The sequence below is a fragment of the Streptomyces sp. NPDC031445 genome (genome assembly GCF_055581365.1).
Window position 1 is genome coordinate 117,787 of record NZ_JBVIJO010000010.1, and the last position, 15,494, is coordinate 133,280.

General features: G+C 70.8%; 13 protein-coding genes and 3 pseudogenes. 10 read left to right on the forward strand and 6 right to left on the reverse strand.

The window, feature by feature from the left end:
* The first annotated feature begins 124 nt into the window (after positions 1-124).
* From ACZ5DC_RS25395 to ACZ5DC_RS25405, 3 genes and pseudogenes are all read left to right on the forward strand, one after another.
* Positions 125-545: pseudogene (locus ACZ5DC_RS25395) on the forward strand (ATP-binding protein).
* A gap of 844 nt (positions 546-1,389) precedes the next feature.
* Positions 1,390-2,010 (forward strand): SRPBCC family protein, encoded by a 621-nt coding sequence (locus ACZ5DC_RS25400; protein WP_468656699.1) that lies wholly within the window; start codon positions 1,390-1,392, stop codon positions 2,008-2,010.
* Positions 2,011-2,046: 36 nt separating this feature from the next.
* A complete protein-coding gene (locus tag ACZ5DC_RS25405; RefSeq protein WP_468656311.1) occupies positions 2,047-4,359 on the forward strand; it encodes an FdhF/YdeP family oxidoreductase in 2,313 nt (770 codons plus the stop codon).
* 152 nt (positions 4,360-4,511) lie between these two features.
* On the opposite strand, the pseudogene ACZ5DC_RS25410 reads toward ACZ5DC_RS25405, so the two are convergent.
* Positions 4,512-4,664, reverse strand: a pseudogene (locus ACZ5DC_RS25410) (IS630 family transposase); the annotation flags it as partial.
* On the opposite strand from ACZ5DC_RS25410, the pseudogene ACZ5DC_RS25415 reads away from it, so the two are divergent.
* Positions 4,631-5,192, forward strand: a pseudogene (locus ACZ5DC_RS25415) (IS630 family transposase); the annotation flags it as partial. The pseudogenes ACZ5DC_RS25410 and ACZ5DC_RS25415 sit on opposite strands and share 34 nt — an antisense overlap.
* A 28-nt stretch (positions 5,193-5,220) precedes the next feature.
* On the opposite strand, the gene ACZ5DC_RS25420 reads toward ACZ5DC_RS25415, so the two are convergent.
* Positions 5,221-6,093, reverse strand: coding sequence for an SDR family oxidoreductase (locus ACZ5DC_RS25420; RefSeq protein ID WP_468656313.1), 873 nt, complete (start codon positions 6,091-6,093; stop codon positions 5,221-5,223).
* 144 nt (positions 6,094-6,237) lie between these two features.
* Between ACZ5DC_RS25420 and ACZ5DC_RS25425 the strand changes: the two genes are divergently transcribed.
* From ACZ5DC_RS25425 to ACZ5DC_RS25445, 5 genes are all read left to right on the forward strand, one after another.
* The gene (locus ACZ5DC_RS25425) at positions 6,238-6,642 is read left to right on the forward strand and encodes a winged helix-turn-helix transcriptional regulator (protein WP_189979667.1); all 405 of its coding nucleotides are present in this window, start codon (positions 6,238-6,240) and stop codon (positions 6,640-6,642) included.
* A 673-nt stretch (positions 6,643-7,315) separates the two neighbouring features.
* The gene (locus tag ACZ5DC_RS25430) at positions 7,316-8,671 is read left to right on the forward strand and encodes a beta-1,3-glucanase family protein (protein WP_468656701.1); all 1,356 of its coding nucleotides are present in this window, start codon (positions 7,316-7,318) and stop codon (positions 8,669-8,671) included.
* Between the two features lie 408 nt (positions 8,672-9,079).
* Complete coding sequence (locus tag ACZ5DC_RS25435) at positions 9,080-9,496, forward strand: SRPBCC family protein (RefSeq protein ID WP_468656316.1); 417 nt, start codon at positions 9,080-9,082, stop codon at positions 9,494-9,496.
* Positions 9,496-9,924: a MarR family winged helix-turn-helix transcriptional regulator gene (locus ACZ5DC_RS25440; protein WP_468656318.1), complete on the forward strand. Its 429-nt coding sequence runs from the start codon at positions 9,496-9,498 to the stop codon at positions 9,922-9,924. The genes ACZ5DC_RS25435 and ACZ5DC_RS25440 overlap by 1 nt, the downstream gene beginning before the upstream one ends.
* Before the next feature lie 342 nt (positions 9,925-10,266).
* Positions 10,267-10,419: a hypothetical protein gene (locus ACZ5DC_RS25445; protein ID WP_468656320.1), complete on the forward strand. Its 153-nt coding sequence runs from the start codon at positions 10,267-10,269 to the stop codon at positions 10,417-10,419.
* Between the two features lie 198 nt (positions 10,420-10,617).
* Here ACZ5DC_RS25445 and ACZ5DC_RS25450 read toward each other — a convergent pair whose 3' ends face one another.
* Positions 10,618-11,160, reverse strand: coding sequence for a TetR/AcrR family transcriptional regulator (locus ACZ5DC_RS25450; RefSeq protein ID WP_468656322.1), 543 nt, complete (start codon positions 11,158-11,160; stop codon positions 10,618-10,620).
* 76 nt (positions 11,161-11,236) lie between these two features.
* Here ACZ5DC_RS25450 and ACZ5DC_RS25455 point away from each other — a divergent pair, with 76 nt between their 5' ends.
* A complete protein-coding gene (locus ACZ5DC_RS25455; protein WP_468656324.1) occupies positions 11,237-12,286 on the forward strand; it encodes an aldo/keto reductase in 1,050 nt (349 codons plus the stop codon).
* A gap of 200 nt (positions 12,287-12,486) precedes the next feature.
* On the opposite strand, the gene kynU is transcribed toward ACZ5DC_RS25455, so the two are convergent.
* From kynU to ACZ5DC_RS25470, 3 genes are read right to left on the reverse strand one after another with little or no spacing between them, the layout of a single operon-like run.
* Complete coding sequence (kynU, locus tag ACZ5DC_RS25460; RefSeq protein WP_468656326.1) at positions 12,487-13,740, reverse strand: kynureninase; 1,254 nt, start codon at positions 13,738-13,740, stop codon at positions 12,487-12,489.
* Positions 13,737-14,585 carry an alpha/beta hydrolase gene (locus ACZ5DC_RS25465; protein ID WP_468656328.1) on the reverse strand — a complete coding sequence of 283 codons (849 nt, stop codon included), beginning with the start codon at positions 14,583-14,585 and terminating at the stop codon, positions 13,737-13,739. The genes kynU and ACZ5DC_RS25465 overlap by 4 nt, the downstream gene beginning before the upstream one ends.
* Positions 14,575-15,423 carry a tryptophan 2,3-dioxygenase gene (locus ACZ5DC_RS25470; RefSeq protein ID WP_468656330.1) on the reverse strand — a complete coding sequence of 283 codons (849 nt, stop codon included), beginning with the start codon at positions 15,421-15,423 and terminating at the stop codon, positions 14,575-14,577. Before ACZ5DC_RS25470 ends, ACZ5DC_RS25465 begins: the two co-directional genes overlap by 11 nt.
* Positions 15,424-15,494 lie beyond the last annotated feature (71 nt).

Sequence of the window (15,494 nt, forward strand, 5' to 3'; positions counted from 1 at the left end):
CCGCCTCTCGAAGGAGCCGGCGGGCGATCCGCGGCGCCGCTCCGTGGGTGAACGACGGACCGCGGTAGGCGGTGACGGCCCCTCCACGACGTCGACCGCGCGGCGAGCGGGCCCTGCCGGCCACCTGGCCCTGGAAGGGGACGGCACGGTCATCGCCCAGGCCCGTCACCTGGCCGCCGACTTCCACACCCGCGTGCGGGCCGAGCACGGCTTGCCGGCCTCCCAGCGCGCCATGGACCTGACCCGGCCGGTGGTCGGCGAGCTGGTCACCCACGCCCGCAAGTACGCTCCCGGCCCGGTCCTGCCGGACCTGCGCATCACCGGGGAGACGGTCGAGGTCGTGGTCCGGGACTCCGACCCGGTGCCCCCTCGCCCGGGCCGCGGACGCCGGCCGGGTCGGGCGGCACGGCCGGAGATCGTCAGGGCCGTCGCGCGGGCTTTCGAAGCGAGCGCGAGCCGGTCGGCAAGCGCATCACCGTCTCACCGTCCGGATAGCCCTGCTGGACGATCCCGGCGGCGCGGTCGCCGGACGCCGCCCCCTGTGACAAGGGCGGCCGGGCAAGACGCGCGGGGCTGCCACGCGAGAAGGCCCAACGAACCGCATCGAGGACTGGCCGTCGGGCCCGCCTCGCCGCGAACGCGCTGCGCCGCCGCGGCCCCGGTGTGGTGGTCGGGGATCGTCTGCGGGTGGTCCGGGGGGCGGGGCGCCCGATCCGGTCGGGCGCGGGTTCGGGCAGGGGCCGGTGACGGCCGTCCCGCTTGCCGCCGATCGCGTCGAGGAGGGCGTCCTCGGACATCCCCCCGCAGCTCATCCGCTCTGCCCCGCCCTGCGGCGGACTCAGGCCCAGGTGCGTCATGCGAGGGCGCAGGGTGCCGGCGGTCGGCACGCGGGTGAGGACGGTGAGCCGTTCCCCGAAGGTGTCGGCCAGGCCCGAGTGGCGTGTGAGGGGTACCGCGCAGGGGTGTGCCGGGCTGGCGTTGGTAGGTGGCCAGGACGTAGTCGGCGCCGTCCGGGAACCGGTCGCGAGCCCATGGGCGACCCCCTCGACCAGCGGGGTGCCGCGGCGACGGCGAAGCGGCAACCGGGGCGCGGTCGCCGGCCACCTGCCGCGTCACGGTGAGCGGCGGATGGCCGTGCCCGGGGTGAAGCCGGAGGTGACCGTCGGCCACCGGGACAAGCCCGTGACCAGCGCCCCCTACGACGCCCCGGGCTCGGCGCCCCTCCTGCGCGCCGGGCCCGGCCCCTTCTCGCGCGCGGGGCCGCCCGGGACGCCTGCGCGGTCGGGTGACTCGAAACCCGGGATCGGGGAACCGGAAGAGATGCCCTGACCCATGAGGGGAGGGCCGGGTCTCAGGACGCCCGGCTCCCTCACCGGAAGAAGGACCATGATGGCGCACGAAGACGACGGTGGGCAGGCCGTGCCGAACACCCCGGACATGCGCTCCGACGGCGACGGCGTCACACGCCGCCGTCCGCTGCGCGAGCGGCACGTCGAGGAGACGGTCGACGTCGCGGTGCCCGTCCGCACGGCCTACAACCAGTGGACGCAGTTCAAGACGTTCCCGCGCTTCTCGACCGTGGTGCGCGACGTCGAGCAGATCAGGCCTACCGTCACCGCCTGGACCGTCGGCTACGGCCCCCTGCGTCACCGTTTCGCGGTCGAGATCGTGGAACAGGACCCTGACGCCTACCTGGCCTGGCGCGGCCTGGAGCAGCACCCCACCCACCAGGGCGAGGTCGAGTTCAGGCCGACGGAGTCCGGTGGCACCGCGATCACGGTCCGGATGCTCCTCCAACCGCGGGGGGCCGCGAAGGTCCTCACCCGCTCGTCCAGGCTCGTGGGGCTGACCGCGCGACTGGTGCGCGGGGAACTGGTCGGCTTCAAGCACTTCATCGAAGGGCTCGGTCAGGAGGGCGGTGCCTGGCGCGGCACCATCCGCAACGGCCGGGTTCAGCACGACACCCCGGAACCGCCCAGGAGCCGTGTCGCCCAGTGGCCCGTCGGCTGACCCGCGTACCGCACACGGCAAGAGAAAGGCCAAGCGATGCAGAACCCGCCCGGTGAGGAGCCGGAGACCTCCCTCTCCGTGACACCACCGAAGAAGTGGGCGGCCGGGGTACCCGCCGTCGTGCACGCGCTGGAGTACTCCCTGGAGCAGACCTCCCCGCGCAAGACCGGGGTCGACCTGCTCACCATGAACCAGGTGGGCGGGGTCGACTGCCCCGGCTGCGCGTGGGCGGACCCCGCTCCGGGCCGGCGCCATCGCAACGAGTACTGCGAGAACGGCGCCAAGCACATCAACGACGAGGCCACGAAGCGCCGGATCACGGCCGACTTCTTCCGCGAGCACAGCGTGTCCGATCTGGCCGCCCGCTCCGACATGTGGCTCAACCAACAGGGCCGGCTCACCGAGCCGATGATCAAACGGCCCGGGTCGGACCACTACGAGCCCATCGGCTGGAACGACGCCCTGGGCGTCCTCGCGCAGGAACTCAAGGGGCTGGACTCGCCCGACGAGGCGGTCTTCTACACCTCCGGCCGGGCCAGCAACGAGGCCGCCTTCGTCTTCCAGCTCTTCGCCCGCGCCTACGGCACCAACAACCTGCCCGACTGCAGCAACATGTGCCACGAGTCCAGCGGCTTCGCCCTGAACGAGACGCTGGGCGTCGGCAAGGGCACCGTGAGTCTCGACGACCTCCACCACGCGGACCTGATCTTCCTGGTGGGGCAGAACCCGGGCAGCAATCACCCGCGGCAGCTTTCGGCCCTGGAGGAGGCCAAGCGCAACGGCGGCCGCATCGTGGCGGTGAACCCGTTGCCGGAGGCGGGGCTGCGACGCTTCAAGAACCCGCAGAAGCCGCGTGGTGTCGTAGGGCGGGGCACCCAGATCGCCGACCGCTTCCTGCACATCAAGCCGGGCGGAGACCTCGCCCTGTTTCAGGCACTGAACCTGCTGTTGCTGGAGGCGGAGGACGCGCGTCCCGGCACCGTCCTGGACCACGACTTCATCAACGCCCACACCTCCGGTTTCGAGGAGTTCGCCCGGCACGCCCGCACAGTCGACTGGGACGACGTGCGCGCGGCGACGGGACTGACCCGCGAGGAGATCGAGAAGGTCCGCGACGAGGTCCTGCTAAGCGAACGCGTCATCGTGTGCTGGGCGATGGGCATCACCCAGCACAAGCACGGCGTACCCACCATCCGGGAGATCGTCAACTTCCTGATGCTGCGCGGCAATCTGGGGCGCGCCGGCACGGGCGCCTGCCCGGTGCGCGGCCACAGCAACGTCCAGGGCGACCGCACCATGGGCATCTGGGAGCAGATGCCGGACACCTTCCTGGACGCCCTTCAGGAAGAGTTCGGCTTCGATCCGCCGCGCCCGCACGGCTTGGACTCGGTGAACTCGATCAAGGCGATGCTGGAGGGCCGCGTCAAGGTCTTCCTCGCCCTGGCCGGGAACTTCGTGCGCGCAGCGCCCGACAGCGAGGTCACCGAGAAGGCGATGCGTTCGTGCCGGCTGACCGCCCACATCTCCACCAAGCTCAACCGCTCGCACACCGTCTGCGGCGACACCGCCCTGATCCTGCCGACGCTGGGGCGCACCGAGCGTGATGTCCAGGCCGACGGCGAGCAGTTCGTCACCGTCGAGAACTCCATGAGCGAGGTGCACACCTCCCAGGGACGACTCGAACCGGCCTCGCGCATGCTGCTGAGCGAGGTCGCCATCCTGTGCCGGCTCGCCCGGCTGAGCCTCGACGGCGAGAAGGACATCCCCTGGGCCAAGTTCGAGGGCGACTACAACACCATCCGCGACAGCATCTCCCGGATCGTGCCAGGCTTCCACGACTTCAACGCCCGGGTGACCCGTCCGGGAGGCTTCCAGCTACCCAACCCGGTCAACGAGGGCGTGTTCAGGACCGAGACCGGCAAGGCCCGGTTCACCCGCAACGAGCGAGTGGTCCCCCGGGCCCCCGAGGGTCACCTGCTGTTGCAGACCTTGCGCTCGCACGACCAGTGGAACACCGTCCCGTACACCGACAACGACCGCTACCGCGGCATCCACGGCAGCCGCCACGTGATCCTGGTCAACCCGGCCGACCTGTCCGAACTCGGCCTCGCCCAGGGCGATCGCGTGGACCTGGTGAGCGTCTGGGAGGACGGCACCGAGCGCCGGGCCGAGAACTTCGAGGTCGTGTCCTACCCGGCGGCCAAGGGTTCGGCCGCCGCCTACTACCCGGAGACGAACGTCCTGGTGCCGCTCGACAGCGTCGCCGACGTAAGCAACCAGCCCACGTCCAAGGGCATCGTCGTCCGCCTCGAACCCACGGGCGACCGATCCCGGCCGGCACCCGTCTGACCGGCACCGATGACGCCGCACCCCGGCGGGCCCCGCTGACAGCAGCGGGGCCCTGCGGTCCGTCTGGCCGGCCGTGCCGCGGCGTTACGACCCGCTCCTGCTGAGGTTGAACTCATGGTGTGGTAGGGGCTGATGGCTTGTCGTCCGTGCGGTCGTTGTACCGAGCGGACGTTGACGCGCAGGGCCTTCGCGATGACCGAGCCCACCTCGCCCCGGGCGAACCGCTCGGCCGCCTTGAGCCGTAACTCCTCGCGGAACTGCTGCCGATCGGGGTCCGCGGGCCCTGCGGTCGCAGGGGCCGGCATCGCTGCCGAGGCTGAGCCAGGAGCAGTTCGCACAGCTGGAGGCGGAGCCTGCCAAGGGGCCGGCCGCGCACGGCTGGGAGGACCAGCGACCGTCACAGCGCGGCCGGACCCCGGTGGTGCGGGTCCGAGGCCGCTCCCGCAGACGGATCTCCATCGCCGCGCTGACCTGCTACAAACCCGGTCGCCGCTCCAGGCTCATCCACCGGCCCCGCCATGACGACGGCCGTCGCGATGGGCGCAAGAGCTTCTCCTGGCGCGACTACCGGGACCTGTTGATTGCAGCACACCAGCAGCTCGGGGGCCCGATCGTGCTCGTCTGGGACAACTGTGAGACCCCCCGCCCTCAACCCAGTCGAGGGGATCTGGTCCCTCCTGCGACACGGCTGGCTCTCCAACGTCGCCTTCAATACGCCCGAACACCTCGTCCAGCGCATCCGGCGCGGCCTACGGCACATCCAGTACCGCAGCGAACTCATAGACGGCTGCCTCGCCGAGACCGGCCCCGGCCTGGCAATCAGACCCACCTGAGCAACCGGGCCACCTCACGAGTGCAACCTCAGTAATGCAGGGCGGTCGCGAGTGCCTCGGCCAGGGTCACGGGCGAGCGGCCGATCAGGCGGCGCAAGTCGCCAGAGTCGGTGTACATCTCGCCGCGGTTCATGCCGCGGTCAGCGTCAGCGAGGACCTCCGCCAGCTCGGCGGGTAGGCCCGCGGCGGCCAGTGCCTGGGCGAAGTCGGTCTCCGGGAGGTCAGCGTAGGCAACCTGCTTTCCGGCTGCATCGGAGATCGCGGAGGCGAGCTCAGTCAGGGTGAAGGATTCGTCGCCGCCGAGCTCGTACACGGCGCCGGTGTGACCTTCGGTGGTGAGGACGACCGCTGCGGCCTCGGCGTAGTCGGCGCGGGACGCGGCGCTGATCCGCCCCTCGCCTGCGGCGCCGACGACGGCGCCGTTCTGCAGGATCTGCGGCAGTTGGCTGGTGTAGTTCTCCAAGTACCAGCTGTTGCGCAGCAGTACGCTGGGGATTCCGCGGTCCCGCAGATACTTCTCGGTCTCACCGTGCGTGGCGCCGATGATGGTGGTGGCCGCGTCCGCGTGCGTCGTGCTCGTGTACGCCACCAGCGACACGCCTGCGGACGCCGCGGCGTCGATCACGCGGCGGTGGTTGGCGACCCGCTCGCCCACGGGGACCGAGGCCGAGATCAGCAGCAGCCTGTCCGCCCCCGCGAATGCCTCGGCCAGGCCGTCCGTGTCCGCGAAGTCGGCGCGGCGTACCGTGATGCCTCGGTCGGCCAGGTCCTTGATCCTGGCGATGTCCCGGCCGGTCGCGATGATGTCCGCGGCCGGGATCCCGCGCCGCAGCAGTGCCTCGACGGTGAGCCTGCCCAGCTGGCCGGTGGCTCCGGTGACGACGATCGGCATGATGGTCATTCCTTCCTTCCGCGCGTGCCTCGCACGCCTGCCGCGGTCCGTCCGCCGCGGGATGGAACACAGAATGACCTGGACACTCTCTGTTGGGGAGTAGCCACTTCTTGGTAGGGTACTTACCGCAGCGAAAGCATTGAGGTGAGCCGTATGGCCGCTGTCGAGAATGTGACCGGGCCCATGCCGTCCTTCGATCCGTACGAGCGCGGCTGCCCGTCGCGGGACCTGCTCGACCAGATCGGCAGCAAGTGGGCGGTCCTCGTGCTGGGCGAACTCGGCCGGAACGGGACCTCCCGGTTCGGCCAGCTCCGGCAGGCGCTGGCGGGCGTGAGCGAGAAGATGCTCACCCAGACGCTGCGCACCCTCGAACGCGACGGGCTGGTCAGCCGGACCGTCTACCCAGAGGTGCCGCCGCACGTGGAGTATGAGCTGACCGCACTCGGCCAGACGCTACGGGAACCGCTGAAGGCGCTCACGGAGTGGTCCGTGCTGCACATCGAAGAAGTCATCACCGCCCGCGAAGAGTACGACGACCGCACTGAGCGCACCAGGTGATCAGCGGCGGTCAGCGGTCTGGTCATGGACGGCCGCCTCGCCGAGACCGGCCCGACAATCAGACCCACCCAAGCCACCCGGCGACATCACGAGTTCAACCTCAGTAACAGCCGACTGCGCAAGAAGCTCGGCCGGACGATGCTCGAGGCCGGTCGGCTGCCACGTGCCGTGCGCCGATCACGTGGCTGTGCAGAGCGGGCCGGCCGCCGGGACGAGCGCTCCCCCGATGGTGTCGCGCGGCTTGAGCGCGGGGAAGCCGAGACCGATCGTGCTCGTGGCCGGTGTCAGTCGGCCACGGCGTCCCCGGTCGGTGACGAGGCGAGCAGATCGGCGTCGCCGTGGTCGAGTCCTGCCGTGCAGCGGCGCAGTTCGTTGACGTTCGCCATGTGCAGCTCCGACACCCACCACGGGAAGAACCCCGCGCCCCGCCGCCGGCAGACCGGCATCCAGGCAGGCCCGCCACATCGGAGGAGGCGCCCTGCCCACGGCCACCGTCCCGTCGCCATGCGTTCATCCTCCGAACGCCAAGCCGCTCGACGGATTGGTCATTGAACAACCTATTGACTGTCGAATGGCTGCTTGCGAGCATCACCTAGCTACCGAAGCTCCCGGACAATCCGCGCGTGGCTCCGCCACGACCCCCACCCGGACGAGGAGTTCATCTGTGTCAGCCATGGAATCGGCTCATCGCTCGTACAGCCGTCTTCGGCGCCGCCCCTCCCTCACCCTCGCGATCCTGATGGCCCTGGTCGCCGCCCTCGGCCTCACCGTCATGGCGCAGCCACCCGCCCACGCGGCCGGCACCCTTCTCTCCCAGGGCAGGCCCGCGACCGCCTCCTCCACCGAGAACGCCGCCTTCAGCGCCTCGCAAGCCGTGGACGGGAACGAACAGACCCGCTGGTCCAGCGCGTTCACGGACCCGCAGTGGATACAGGTGGACCTCGGGGCCCAGAAGACCATCACCCAGGTGACCCTGCAGTGGGAGGCCGCCTACGCCAAGGCCTTCGCCGTGCAGACCGCCACGAGTGAGAACGGCCCCTGGACGACCGTCTATTCGACCACCACGGGCGCAGGCGGCATACAGAACCTGAACGTCGACGCCACGGGCCGTTACGTCCGGATGTACGCCACCCAGCGCGCCACTCAGTACGGCTACTCGCTCTGGGAGTTCCAGGTCTACGGCAGTGGGGGCGGCGGATCCGACCCCTCGGGCGACTTCTGGGGGACGACCGACGACATCCCGGCGTCGTCTGCCGTCATGAAGGTGAAGGTGCTCAACCGGACCAACGGCGCCTATCCCGACAGTCAGGTGTACTGGGACTACAACGGCGAGGTGCACTCCATCGCCGAGCGGCCCTACGTCGACATCGTCGCCGGCCCCGCCCAGCGCATGTACTTCTACGTCGGCGCCCCCAAGGGCCAATACTACGACTTCATCGAGTTCACCACCGGAACGTCCAGCTTCAACGGGAACACCACCCGCGTGGACGCCTGGGGTCTGCCGCTGGCCGTTCGACTGCACTCGCACAGCGGCCAGGAGATCCAGCTCGGCGACACCCAGGACCTGTTCACCATGAGCCGCGACCAGGTGTTCCAGAACTTCCGGGACTCCGTACCGCAGCCGTTCAAGGTGCTGGCCCAGACGCAGGCTCCGTACCGGATCATCGCTCCGGGCAGCGACCCGAGCTTCCGCGCGGGCGGCGCGAACGCCAACTACTTCACCTCGTACGCGAACTCGGTCGGCGTCAACGAGCCGACGTCGAACATCTTCGGGTGCGCCGGTTCCCTCGCCGCGAACGCGAGCCTGTGCGCGGCGCTGAACCGGCACACGGCGGACCTGCCCGCAAGCCAGCAGCAAGACCCGTCGAAGTTCTACTCCGGTGACCCGGCCAACTGGTACGCCAAGTACTGGCACGACCACGGCATCAACCACCTGGCCTACGGCTTCCCGTACGACGACGTCGCAGGGCAGGCCGCGTACGCCAGCATGGACAAGCCACAGTGGATGGAAGTAGCCGTGGGCTACTAGGGCCTGCGCCTGGGGGCTCCGGGCACGGCTCCAGGTGATGAGCCGCTCGACGGCTCAAGACACTTGGCCGCTCGGAGCCCCGCGACGACTCGACCGCCACTCGGAAGTCGCGACTCGATCGGTGAACGCTGTCCCGCCGCGAACCGGAGTTGACGTACCAGTCCGCCGATCCGCAGGACGGCAACATTCTGGAGTTCTCCACGCAGAGCCGGACTCACCTCACGGGGCGGCCCCGCAGCTCCTCACCGTGATCGCATGCGTGGGGTAGGACCCCCTCGGTGGCGCGGGGCGCGGGCAGTGGTTCGGGTGGGCGATCGCGGCGCCGCGGGATGGGGTCCGTGCAGCATTGGACGGATAGTCTCTGCGAAGATAATCTCTGAACAGATCATCTGGCGGAGGAGACCACTCATGTGGAAGTACGAGCACGGCATCGAGACCAGCGCCACCCCCGAGGCGATCTGGCGGCTCTGGGCGGACGCCGAGAACTGGGGCGCCTGGAACGCCGAGATCGAGAAGATCGAGATGGACGGCCCGTTCGCGGCGGGCACGCAGATCACGATGACGCCGCCCGGGGACGACCCGGTACTGCTGCGCATCGCCGAGGCGGTCGAAAACGAACGATTCATCGACGAGGCGCGCTTCGACGGCCTGCTGCTGCGCACCATCCACCGGATCGACCGGATCGACCGGAACCGGATCCGCGTGGCGTACCGGATGGAGATCACCGGTACCGGCGCCGACGAGGTCGGCCCGCGGATCGGCCCGGGCATCACCGCCGACTGGCCCGAGACCATGGCCTCGCTGGCCGAGCTGGCGCTTCGCTGATGCCCCTCAGCCCCGGCGACAGCCCCGGATTCCTGCTGTGGCACGCCACTCTGCGGTGGCAGCGCGACATCGCCGCAGCCCTGGCCCCGCTCGATCTCACCCACGTGCAGTTCGTGCTGCTCGCCTGCACCTGGTGGCTCAACACCCAGGGCGAGCATCCCAACCAGCTGGCCCTCGCCCGCCAAGCCTGCACCGACGTCAAGATGACCTCCCAGGTACTCCGCATCCTGGAACGCAAAGGACTCGTCGAGCGTGAAGTCGACCCGGCCGACACCCGCGCCAAACGACTGCGCGTCACCGACACCGGCGCCGACCTGGCCCCACGCGCGATGGCCGCCGTTGAGCGCGCCGACGCGCGGTTCTTCCAACCGGTGCCCCTCGACGACGCGGTAGCCCTGCTCGGCCGCCTGGCCCATCCCGAGACCTGAAACGCCCCTCGCCGACAACGGCAGGCCCCCGAGAGCCGGTTCGCCGCCGGCGGCCTGCCCGCCCTGTCCGACCCCAGGTGCTCGGGGCGACCGTCCTCCTTCACCCCGCTGTAGGTCGCCGAAGTCAAGGCGCCGGCCTGCCAGTTACCCGCTGAGACCGGGACCCCGCTGTCGCGCTGATCGTGTCCGGAACCGGCCCGCGGGGCGGTCACCCGGGCCATCGCCCCGGCCGTGTCGGTCTCCACCGTGCGCCGCTGGCCCAAGGCCGACGCGATCAATCCCTGTTCGTACCGGTACTGGATCTTCCTCCGCGACTAGGACTTCCAGGCCAAGGCCGCCCGCGTGCTGGACCTGTACGCCCGCACCTTCGACGGCGACGGCGAACCCCTGGCCGGGGACGAGCACGTCATCTCCAGCGACGAGAAGACCTCCATCCGCGCCCGCTGCCGCTGCCACCCGACCCTGGTCCCAGGACCGGCATCGTCCCCTTCATGAACCCGGTCACCCGGGTCATGAGCACCGAGCCCCCCACGCCAGCGCCCAGCGCGTCCACGGGATCGTCGACAACGGCTCATCCTGCCGAGGCCGAGAGGTCATCGCCCGCTTGACCGGCGTTCCGAACAGGGTCATGGTCCACACCCCCGTCCACGCCTCCTGGACCAACCAAGTAGCGATCTTCTTCTCGCTCGTCCTCTACCGCTGCGGCTGTGTGCGGAGCCCGTCGAGGATGAGCGCGAGCATGCGGGGCGACCGGTCCTCGGGGCCGGACGCGGCACGCCACAGTGCTCCGGTGAGCTGGAGGAAGTCGCCGGGGTCGGCGTCCGCGCGGATGCTTCCGTCCTTTTTGCCGGAGTCGAGCAGCTCGGTGATCGCGGCGATGACCGGCCCGTAGCTCTGCTCGCTGATCGCCTGGTGGGCGCCGGGGCTGAGCGCGTCGCCGAGGCCGTGCTTCCTGCGCATCGCTTCGACCAGGTCGGTCGTCCAGTGGCGGAGCGCTTCGAGGGGCGGCATCGCGGCGAGCAGCTCCGGCACGCTGCCGGTGATGCGTTCGACCTCGTCCTGGTAGACGGCGAGGGCGAGTGCCTCGCGAGTGGGGAAGTTGCGGTACAGGGTGCCCGGGCCGACTCCGGCGCGCTGGGCGATCTGGTTCATCGACGCGCTGCCGTCCTCCGCGAGCGCCTCGCGGGCGGCCCGGAGGATGCGCGCCCTGTTCTCGCGAGCGTCTGAACGGACCACGGGACCTCACCTTGCTAAGCGGAGAACTCTCCACTACGTTATGCGGAGACCTCTCCGCTTACTTTAGAGGAGCATCATGCGGTACATCAAGCTCGGCACGACCGGCCTGGACGTGTCACCGATCGCGATCGGCGCGATGACCTACGGCGAGCCCGACCGGGGCCACCCCGTCTGGTCGAAGGGCGAGGAGGAGGCGCGCCCGCTCATCAAGCACGCGCTGGAGGCGGGGATCAACTTCTTCGACACCGCGAACCTGTACTCGAACGGGTCCAGCGAGGAGATCCTCGGCCGCGCGCTCAAGGACTTCGCCGACCGCGACGCCGTGGTGATCGCCACGAAACTGCGTCATCCGATGCGCCTGGGGCCGAACGGACGGGGACTGTCGCGCAAGGCGATCATGACCGAGGTCGACCATTCGCTCCGCCGCCTCGGCACCGACTACATCGACCTCTACCAGATTCACCGCAACGACCACTCCACCCCGTGGGAGGAGACGCTGGAGGCACTCAGCGACCTCGTGAAGGCCGGCAAGGTCCGCTACCTGGGTGCCTCGTCCATGCGCGCCTGGGAGTTCGCGAAGGCACTGCACCTGCAGAAGCGGCACGGCTGGGCACGGTTCGTGTCGATGCAGAACCACTACAACCTCCTCGCGCGGGAGGAGGAGCGGGAGATGATCCCGTTGTGTCTGGACGAGGGCGTCGGCACCCTCATCTGGTCTCCGTTGGCCCGCGGCCGCCTCGCCCGCGTGTGGGAGGACGCCCGCTCGACAGTGCGCTCCGAGACGGACGGCGCGTACGCGGACCTGCTCTACTCGCCCGAGCAGGAGGCATCCGACCACGCGATCATCGACGCGGTCGGGCGGGTGGCGGACGCCCACGGCGTCAGCCGCGCGCAGGTCGCGCTCGCCTGGCTGCGACGCCGGCCGGTCGTCAACGCGCCGCTGGTCGGCGCCGGCTCGATCCGGCAGATCGACGAGGCCGTGGCCTCCCTCGACATCGAGCTCACCGACGACGAGGTGCGCGCCCTGGAAGCCCCGTACACGCCGCGGTACGACTGGCAGGGCGTCTCGGACGAGGCCGAACTGGAGGCCATCCGCAGGCGCGTCCCCGGCATGGCCCTCTCATGACCCCCACGCCCCTGCCGCCCCGGTCGGGCGTCCACGAGGGCCTCATGGCGCGCAGCGACGGCGGGACGAGGCGGCGGCCGGCCCACGCCGGGGCGCCCGGTCAGCCGTTCACGAGCGGTCCGGAACGAGCCCCGCTCGTCGGGCGGGTCCCGCCAGGGTGATTCGGTGCCGTACTCCCACGCGAGGGCCGCCTAGGGACTTCATGTCACTGGGCCCGGCCTCCGCGGTGTCGGGTCGTAGGCGGCCTCGGCGGCTATGTCCCGGAGGCGCCACGCCGCGGTGAGCAGTTCCCGGTGGGTGGTGTACAGCGCGTTGACGCCGAAGCGCAGCAGATCGGGGGCCCGCATGTCCGCGATCACGCCGTGGTCGGCGAGCGCTCGGGTCAGGGCGTGGGCGTGGGGGTGGCGCAGGGAGACCTGACTGCCGCGGCGGCCGGGGTCGGAGGGGGTGACGGAGGTGAAACCCAGGGGGGTGAGGAGCTCGTCGGCGCAGCGCAGGAGGAACCCGGTCAGGGACAGGCTCTTGGCGCGGACCTCGGCGAGGTCCACGCCGTCGTAAACGGTCAGGGCCGCCTCGAGGGCGAGCAGGGACAGGATCGGGGGAGTGCCGATACGGGCCCGGGCGATGCCGGGGGCGGGTGCGTACTCCCGGCCCAGCCCGAAGGGGTCGGCGTGCCCGGTCCAGCCGGGCACCGGGGTGCGCAGGTCCCGGTGGTGGCGGTGTGCCACGTACAGGTAGGCCGGGGCGCCGGGGCCTCCGCAGAGGAACTTGTAGCCGCATCCGACGGCGAGATCGACACCGAGGGCGTCGAGTCGGACCGGCAGGGCCCCGGCCGCGTGGCACAGGTCCCACAGGACCAGCGCGCCGGCGCGGTGCGCGTCCTGCGTCACGTCCCGCATGTCGTACAGCTCCCCGGTGCGGAAGTCGACGGGCGAGTAGCTGACGACGGCCACCCGGTCCCCCTCCGACCTGAGGAAGCGGGGCAGGTCGGCCGGTGAAACCCGCCGGACCTCCAGGCCGCGACGTTCGGCGACGGCGGCGGCCACATAGCGGTCCGTGGGGAAGTGGTCGGGGTCGGTGACCAGCAGGGTGCGGTCCGGTCGGAGCGAGGCGGCAGCGTCGAGGGCGGTGTGAAGCTGCACGCTGGTGGAGTCACCCGCCACCGTCTGGCCCGGCCCGGCCCCGATGAGCGCGCCGATGGCGTCGCCCACCCGCAACGGCGCCTGCCACCAGCCGTTGCCGTTCCAGGAGCCGATCAGGTCGGTACCCCACTGCCGGGTCACGACGTCGGTGAGGACCGGCGGGACGGCGGCGGGGAGCGGGCCCAGGGAGTTGCCGTCGAGGTAGACGATGCCCTGGGGGAGCAGGAAGCGGTCGCGCACGTGAGCCAGCGGGTCGTCGGCATCGAGGCGCGCGGCGATCTCGGTCAGGTCGGTCGTCGGCATGGTGGTCATCGGTGCGCGGGCTCCTCGTGCGCCGGCCCGGGGTGCTGGGCGGGGAAGGACGCCGCCATCTCCCGGAGGGTCTCGGCGACGGCGCGGGCGCCGGGTGCGCCCGGTTCGATGAGGGTGTAGTGGCCGGTGCCGGGCAGGACGACCGTGGTGAGGTCGCGGTGGACGGCCGCGTAGTCGGCGAACTGGGTGAGGGGCACCTCCTCGTCGGCAGCGCCGTGCAGCAGCACGGTGGGCACCCCGGTCGTGCCGGCGTCGCGCAGCAGGGTCAGGGGATCCACCTCGGCCATGCGGTGCTCGAAGTGCTCGGCGCCGCCGAGAAGTTGCAGGGCGGCGCCGTTGCTCAGGTCGTCCCGGCGGGTGGCGTCGAGGTCGGTGAGCGGGGCCAGGGCGAGGACGCCGGTCGGCAGGGTGCGCGTGTGCCAGCGCGAGCCGGCCGGCAGCAGGCCGCGGGCCGCGCACCACAGGGCCAGGTGTCCGCCCGAGCAGTGGCCCGCCAGAACGTACGGCCGCCCCTGCGGAAGGGTGTCGACGATCCGGGCGACGTCGTCGAAGGTCTCCGGATAGCCGCCCGCGCCTCCGGAGCGACGGAAGCCGGGCAGCAGGACGTCGAAGCCCTGCTCGGCGAGGTAGGCGGCGAAGGGGGTGAGGTGCATGCGGTCGTAGCGCCAGTAGCCGCCGTGCAGCAGGATCACCAAGGGGGCGTCGGGGGTGTCCGAGGGCCAGGCGTCGTAGACCTGGTGGGGATGGTCGCCGTAGCGGCCGTGCACCGGTGCCAGGACCGGCTTCAGGCTCAGTACCCGCTGCTCCTCCTCGGCCGCGAAGGCGGAGATGACCCTAGATGTCACCGCGCACCTCCCACAGCTCGGGGAAGACCGGGCGGGCGGCGCGCTGCTCCAGCCAGGCCAGGCCCGCGGAGCCGGCGCTGCCCGGCTTCGCGCCCATCGCGCGGCGCACGACCAGGACGTGCTCGAAACGCCAGCGGGTGACGAGCTCGGCGATGTCGGTGAGCAGTTCGCCCAGTTCCAGGTGCGGGTGGTGCTGTGGACCGGCGTAGATCTCCCGCCACATCTCCACCACCGCGGGGTCGGAAGTGTAGGGGCCGGTCACGTCCCGCTCGCGGACGCGCAGCGGTACGTGCAGGCCCTGGCGGTGCAGGAAGGCCAGCACCTCGTCGTACAGGGACGGTTCACGGTAGGTCTCGCCGAGCGCCTCGTGGACGGCCGGTTCGCCCCGGTGTGCGCGGAGCAGCCCGGCGGACTTGTCGCCGAGGAGGAACTCCATGTGCCGGTACATCGCCGACTGGAATCCCGACGCCTTGCCGAACGCCGCCCGGAAACCGTTGAACTGAGCCGGTGTCAGCGCGGCGATGGGCTCCCACGCGCCGTTGAGTGCCGTCAGGGCCCGGCGACTGCGGACGAGGGCGTCCATGGCCGCGCGCAGATCGTCCTTCGCGAAGGCCACCCGCGCGGTGCGCCACTCGTGCACGATCAGGGTGAACCACAGCTCCATCACCTGGGTGGTGACGAGGAAACCCATCTCGTCCGGCGCGTCGGTGAGCGGGTGCTGCATGGAGTTGAGGACGGAGGCGTGCACATAGCTGTCGTAGGGGCTCGCGCCGGTGAAGGGCTGGGTCAGGACCTCGTCCGTGACCGGCTCGGCGAGAGCGGTCGTGCGGTCGTTCATCGCATCTCCTGTGCTGCGGCCGTGAGGTGGGACGGCCGCGTGAGGGTGCCGCGGATGGTGGGGGAGGGGTT

Bases quoted from the DNA above. Each gene is read 5' to 3' on its own strand.
- ACZ5DC_RS25400 (WP_468656699.1), top strand. From the start codon at position 1,390: ATGGCGCACGAAGACGACGGTGGGCAGGCCGTGCCGAACACCCCGGAC.
- ACZ5DC_RS25405 (WP_468656311.1), top strand. From the start codon at position 2,047: ATGCAGAACCCGCCCGGTGAGGAGCCGGAGACCTCCCTCTCCGTGACA.
- ACZ5DC_RS25420 (WP_468656313.1), bottom strand. From the start codon at position 6,093: ATGACCATCATGCCGATCGTCGTCACCGGAGCCACCGGCCAGCTGGGC.
- ACZ5DC_RS25425 (WP_189979667.1), top strand. From the start codon at position 6,238: ATGGCCGCTGTCGAGAATGTGACCGGGCCCATGCCGTCCTTCGATCCG.
- ACZ5DC_RS25430 (WP_468656701.1), top strand. From the start codon at position 7,316: ATGGAATCGGCTCATCGCTCGTACAGCCGTCTTCGGCGCCGCCCCTCC.
- ACZ5DC_RS25435 (WP_468656316.1), top strand. From the start codon at position 9,080: ATGTGGAAGTACGAGCACGGCATCGAGACCAGCGCCACCCCCGAGGCG.
- ACZ5DC_RS25440 (WP_468656318.1), top strand. From the start codon at position 9,496: ATGCCCCTCAGCCCCGGCGACAGCCCCGGATTCCTGCTGTGGCACGCC.
- ACZ5DC_RS25455 (WP_468656324.1), top strand. From the start codon at position 11,237: ATGCGGTACATCAAGCTCGGCACGACCGGCCTGGACGTGTCACCGATC.
- kynU (WP_468656326.1), bottom strand. From the start codon at position 13,740: ATGACCACCATGCCGACGACCGACCTGACCGAGATCGCCGCGCGCCTC.
- ACZ5DC_RS25470 (WP_468656330.1), bottom strand. From the start codon at position 15,423: ATGAACGACCGCACGACCGCTCTCGCCGAGCCGGTCACGGACGAGGTC.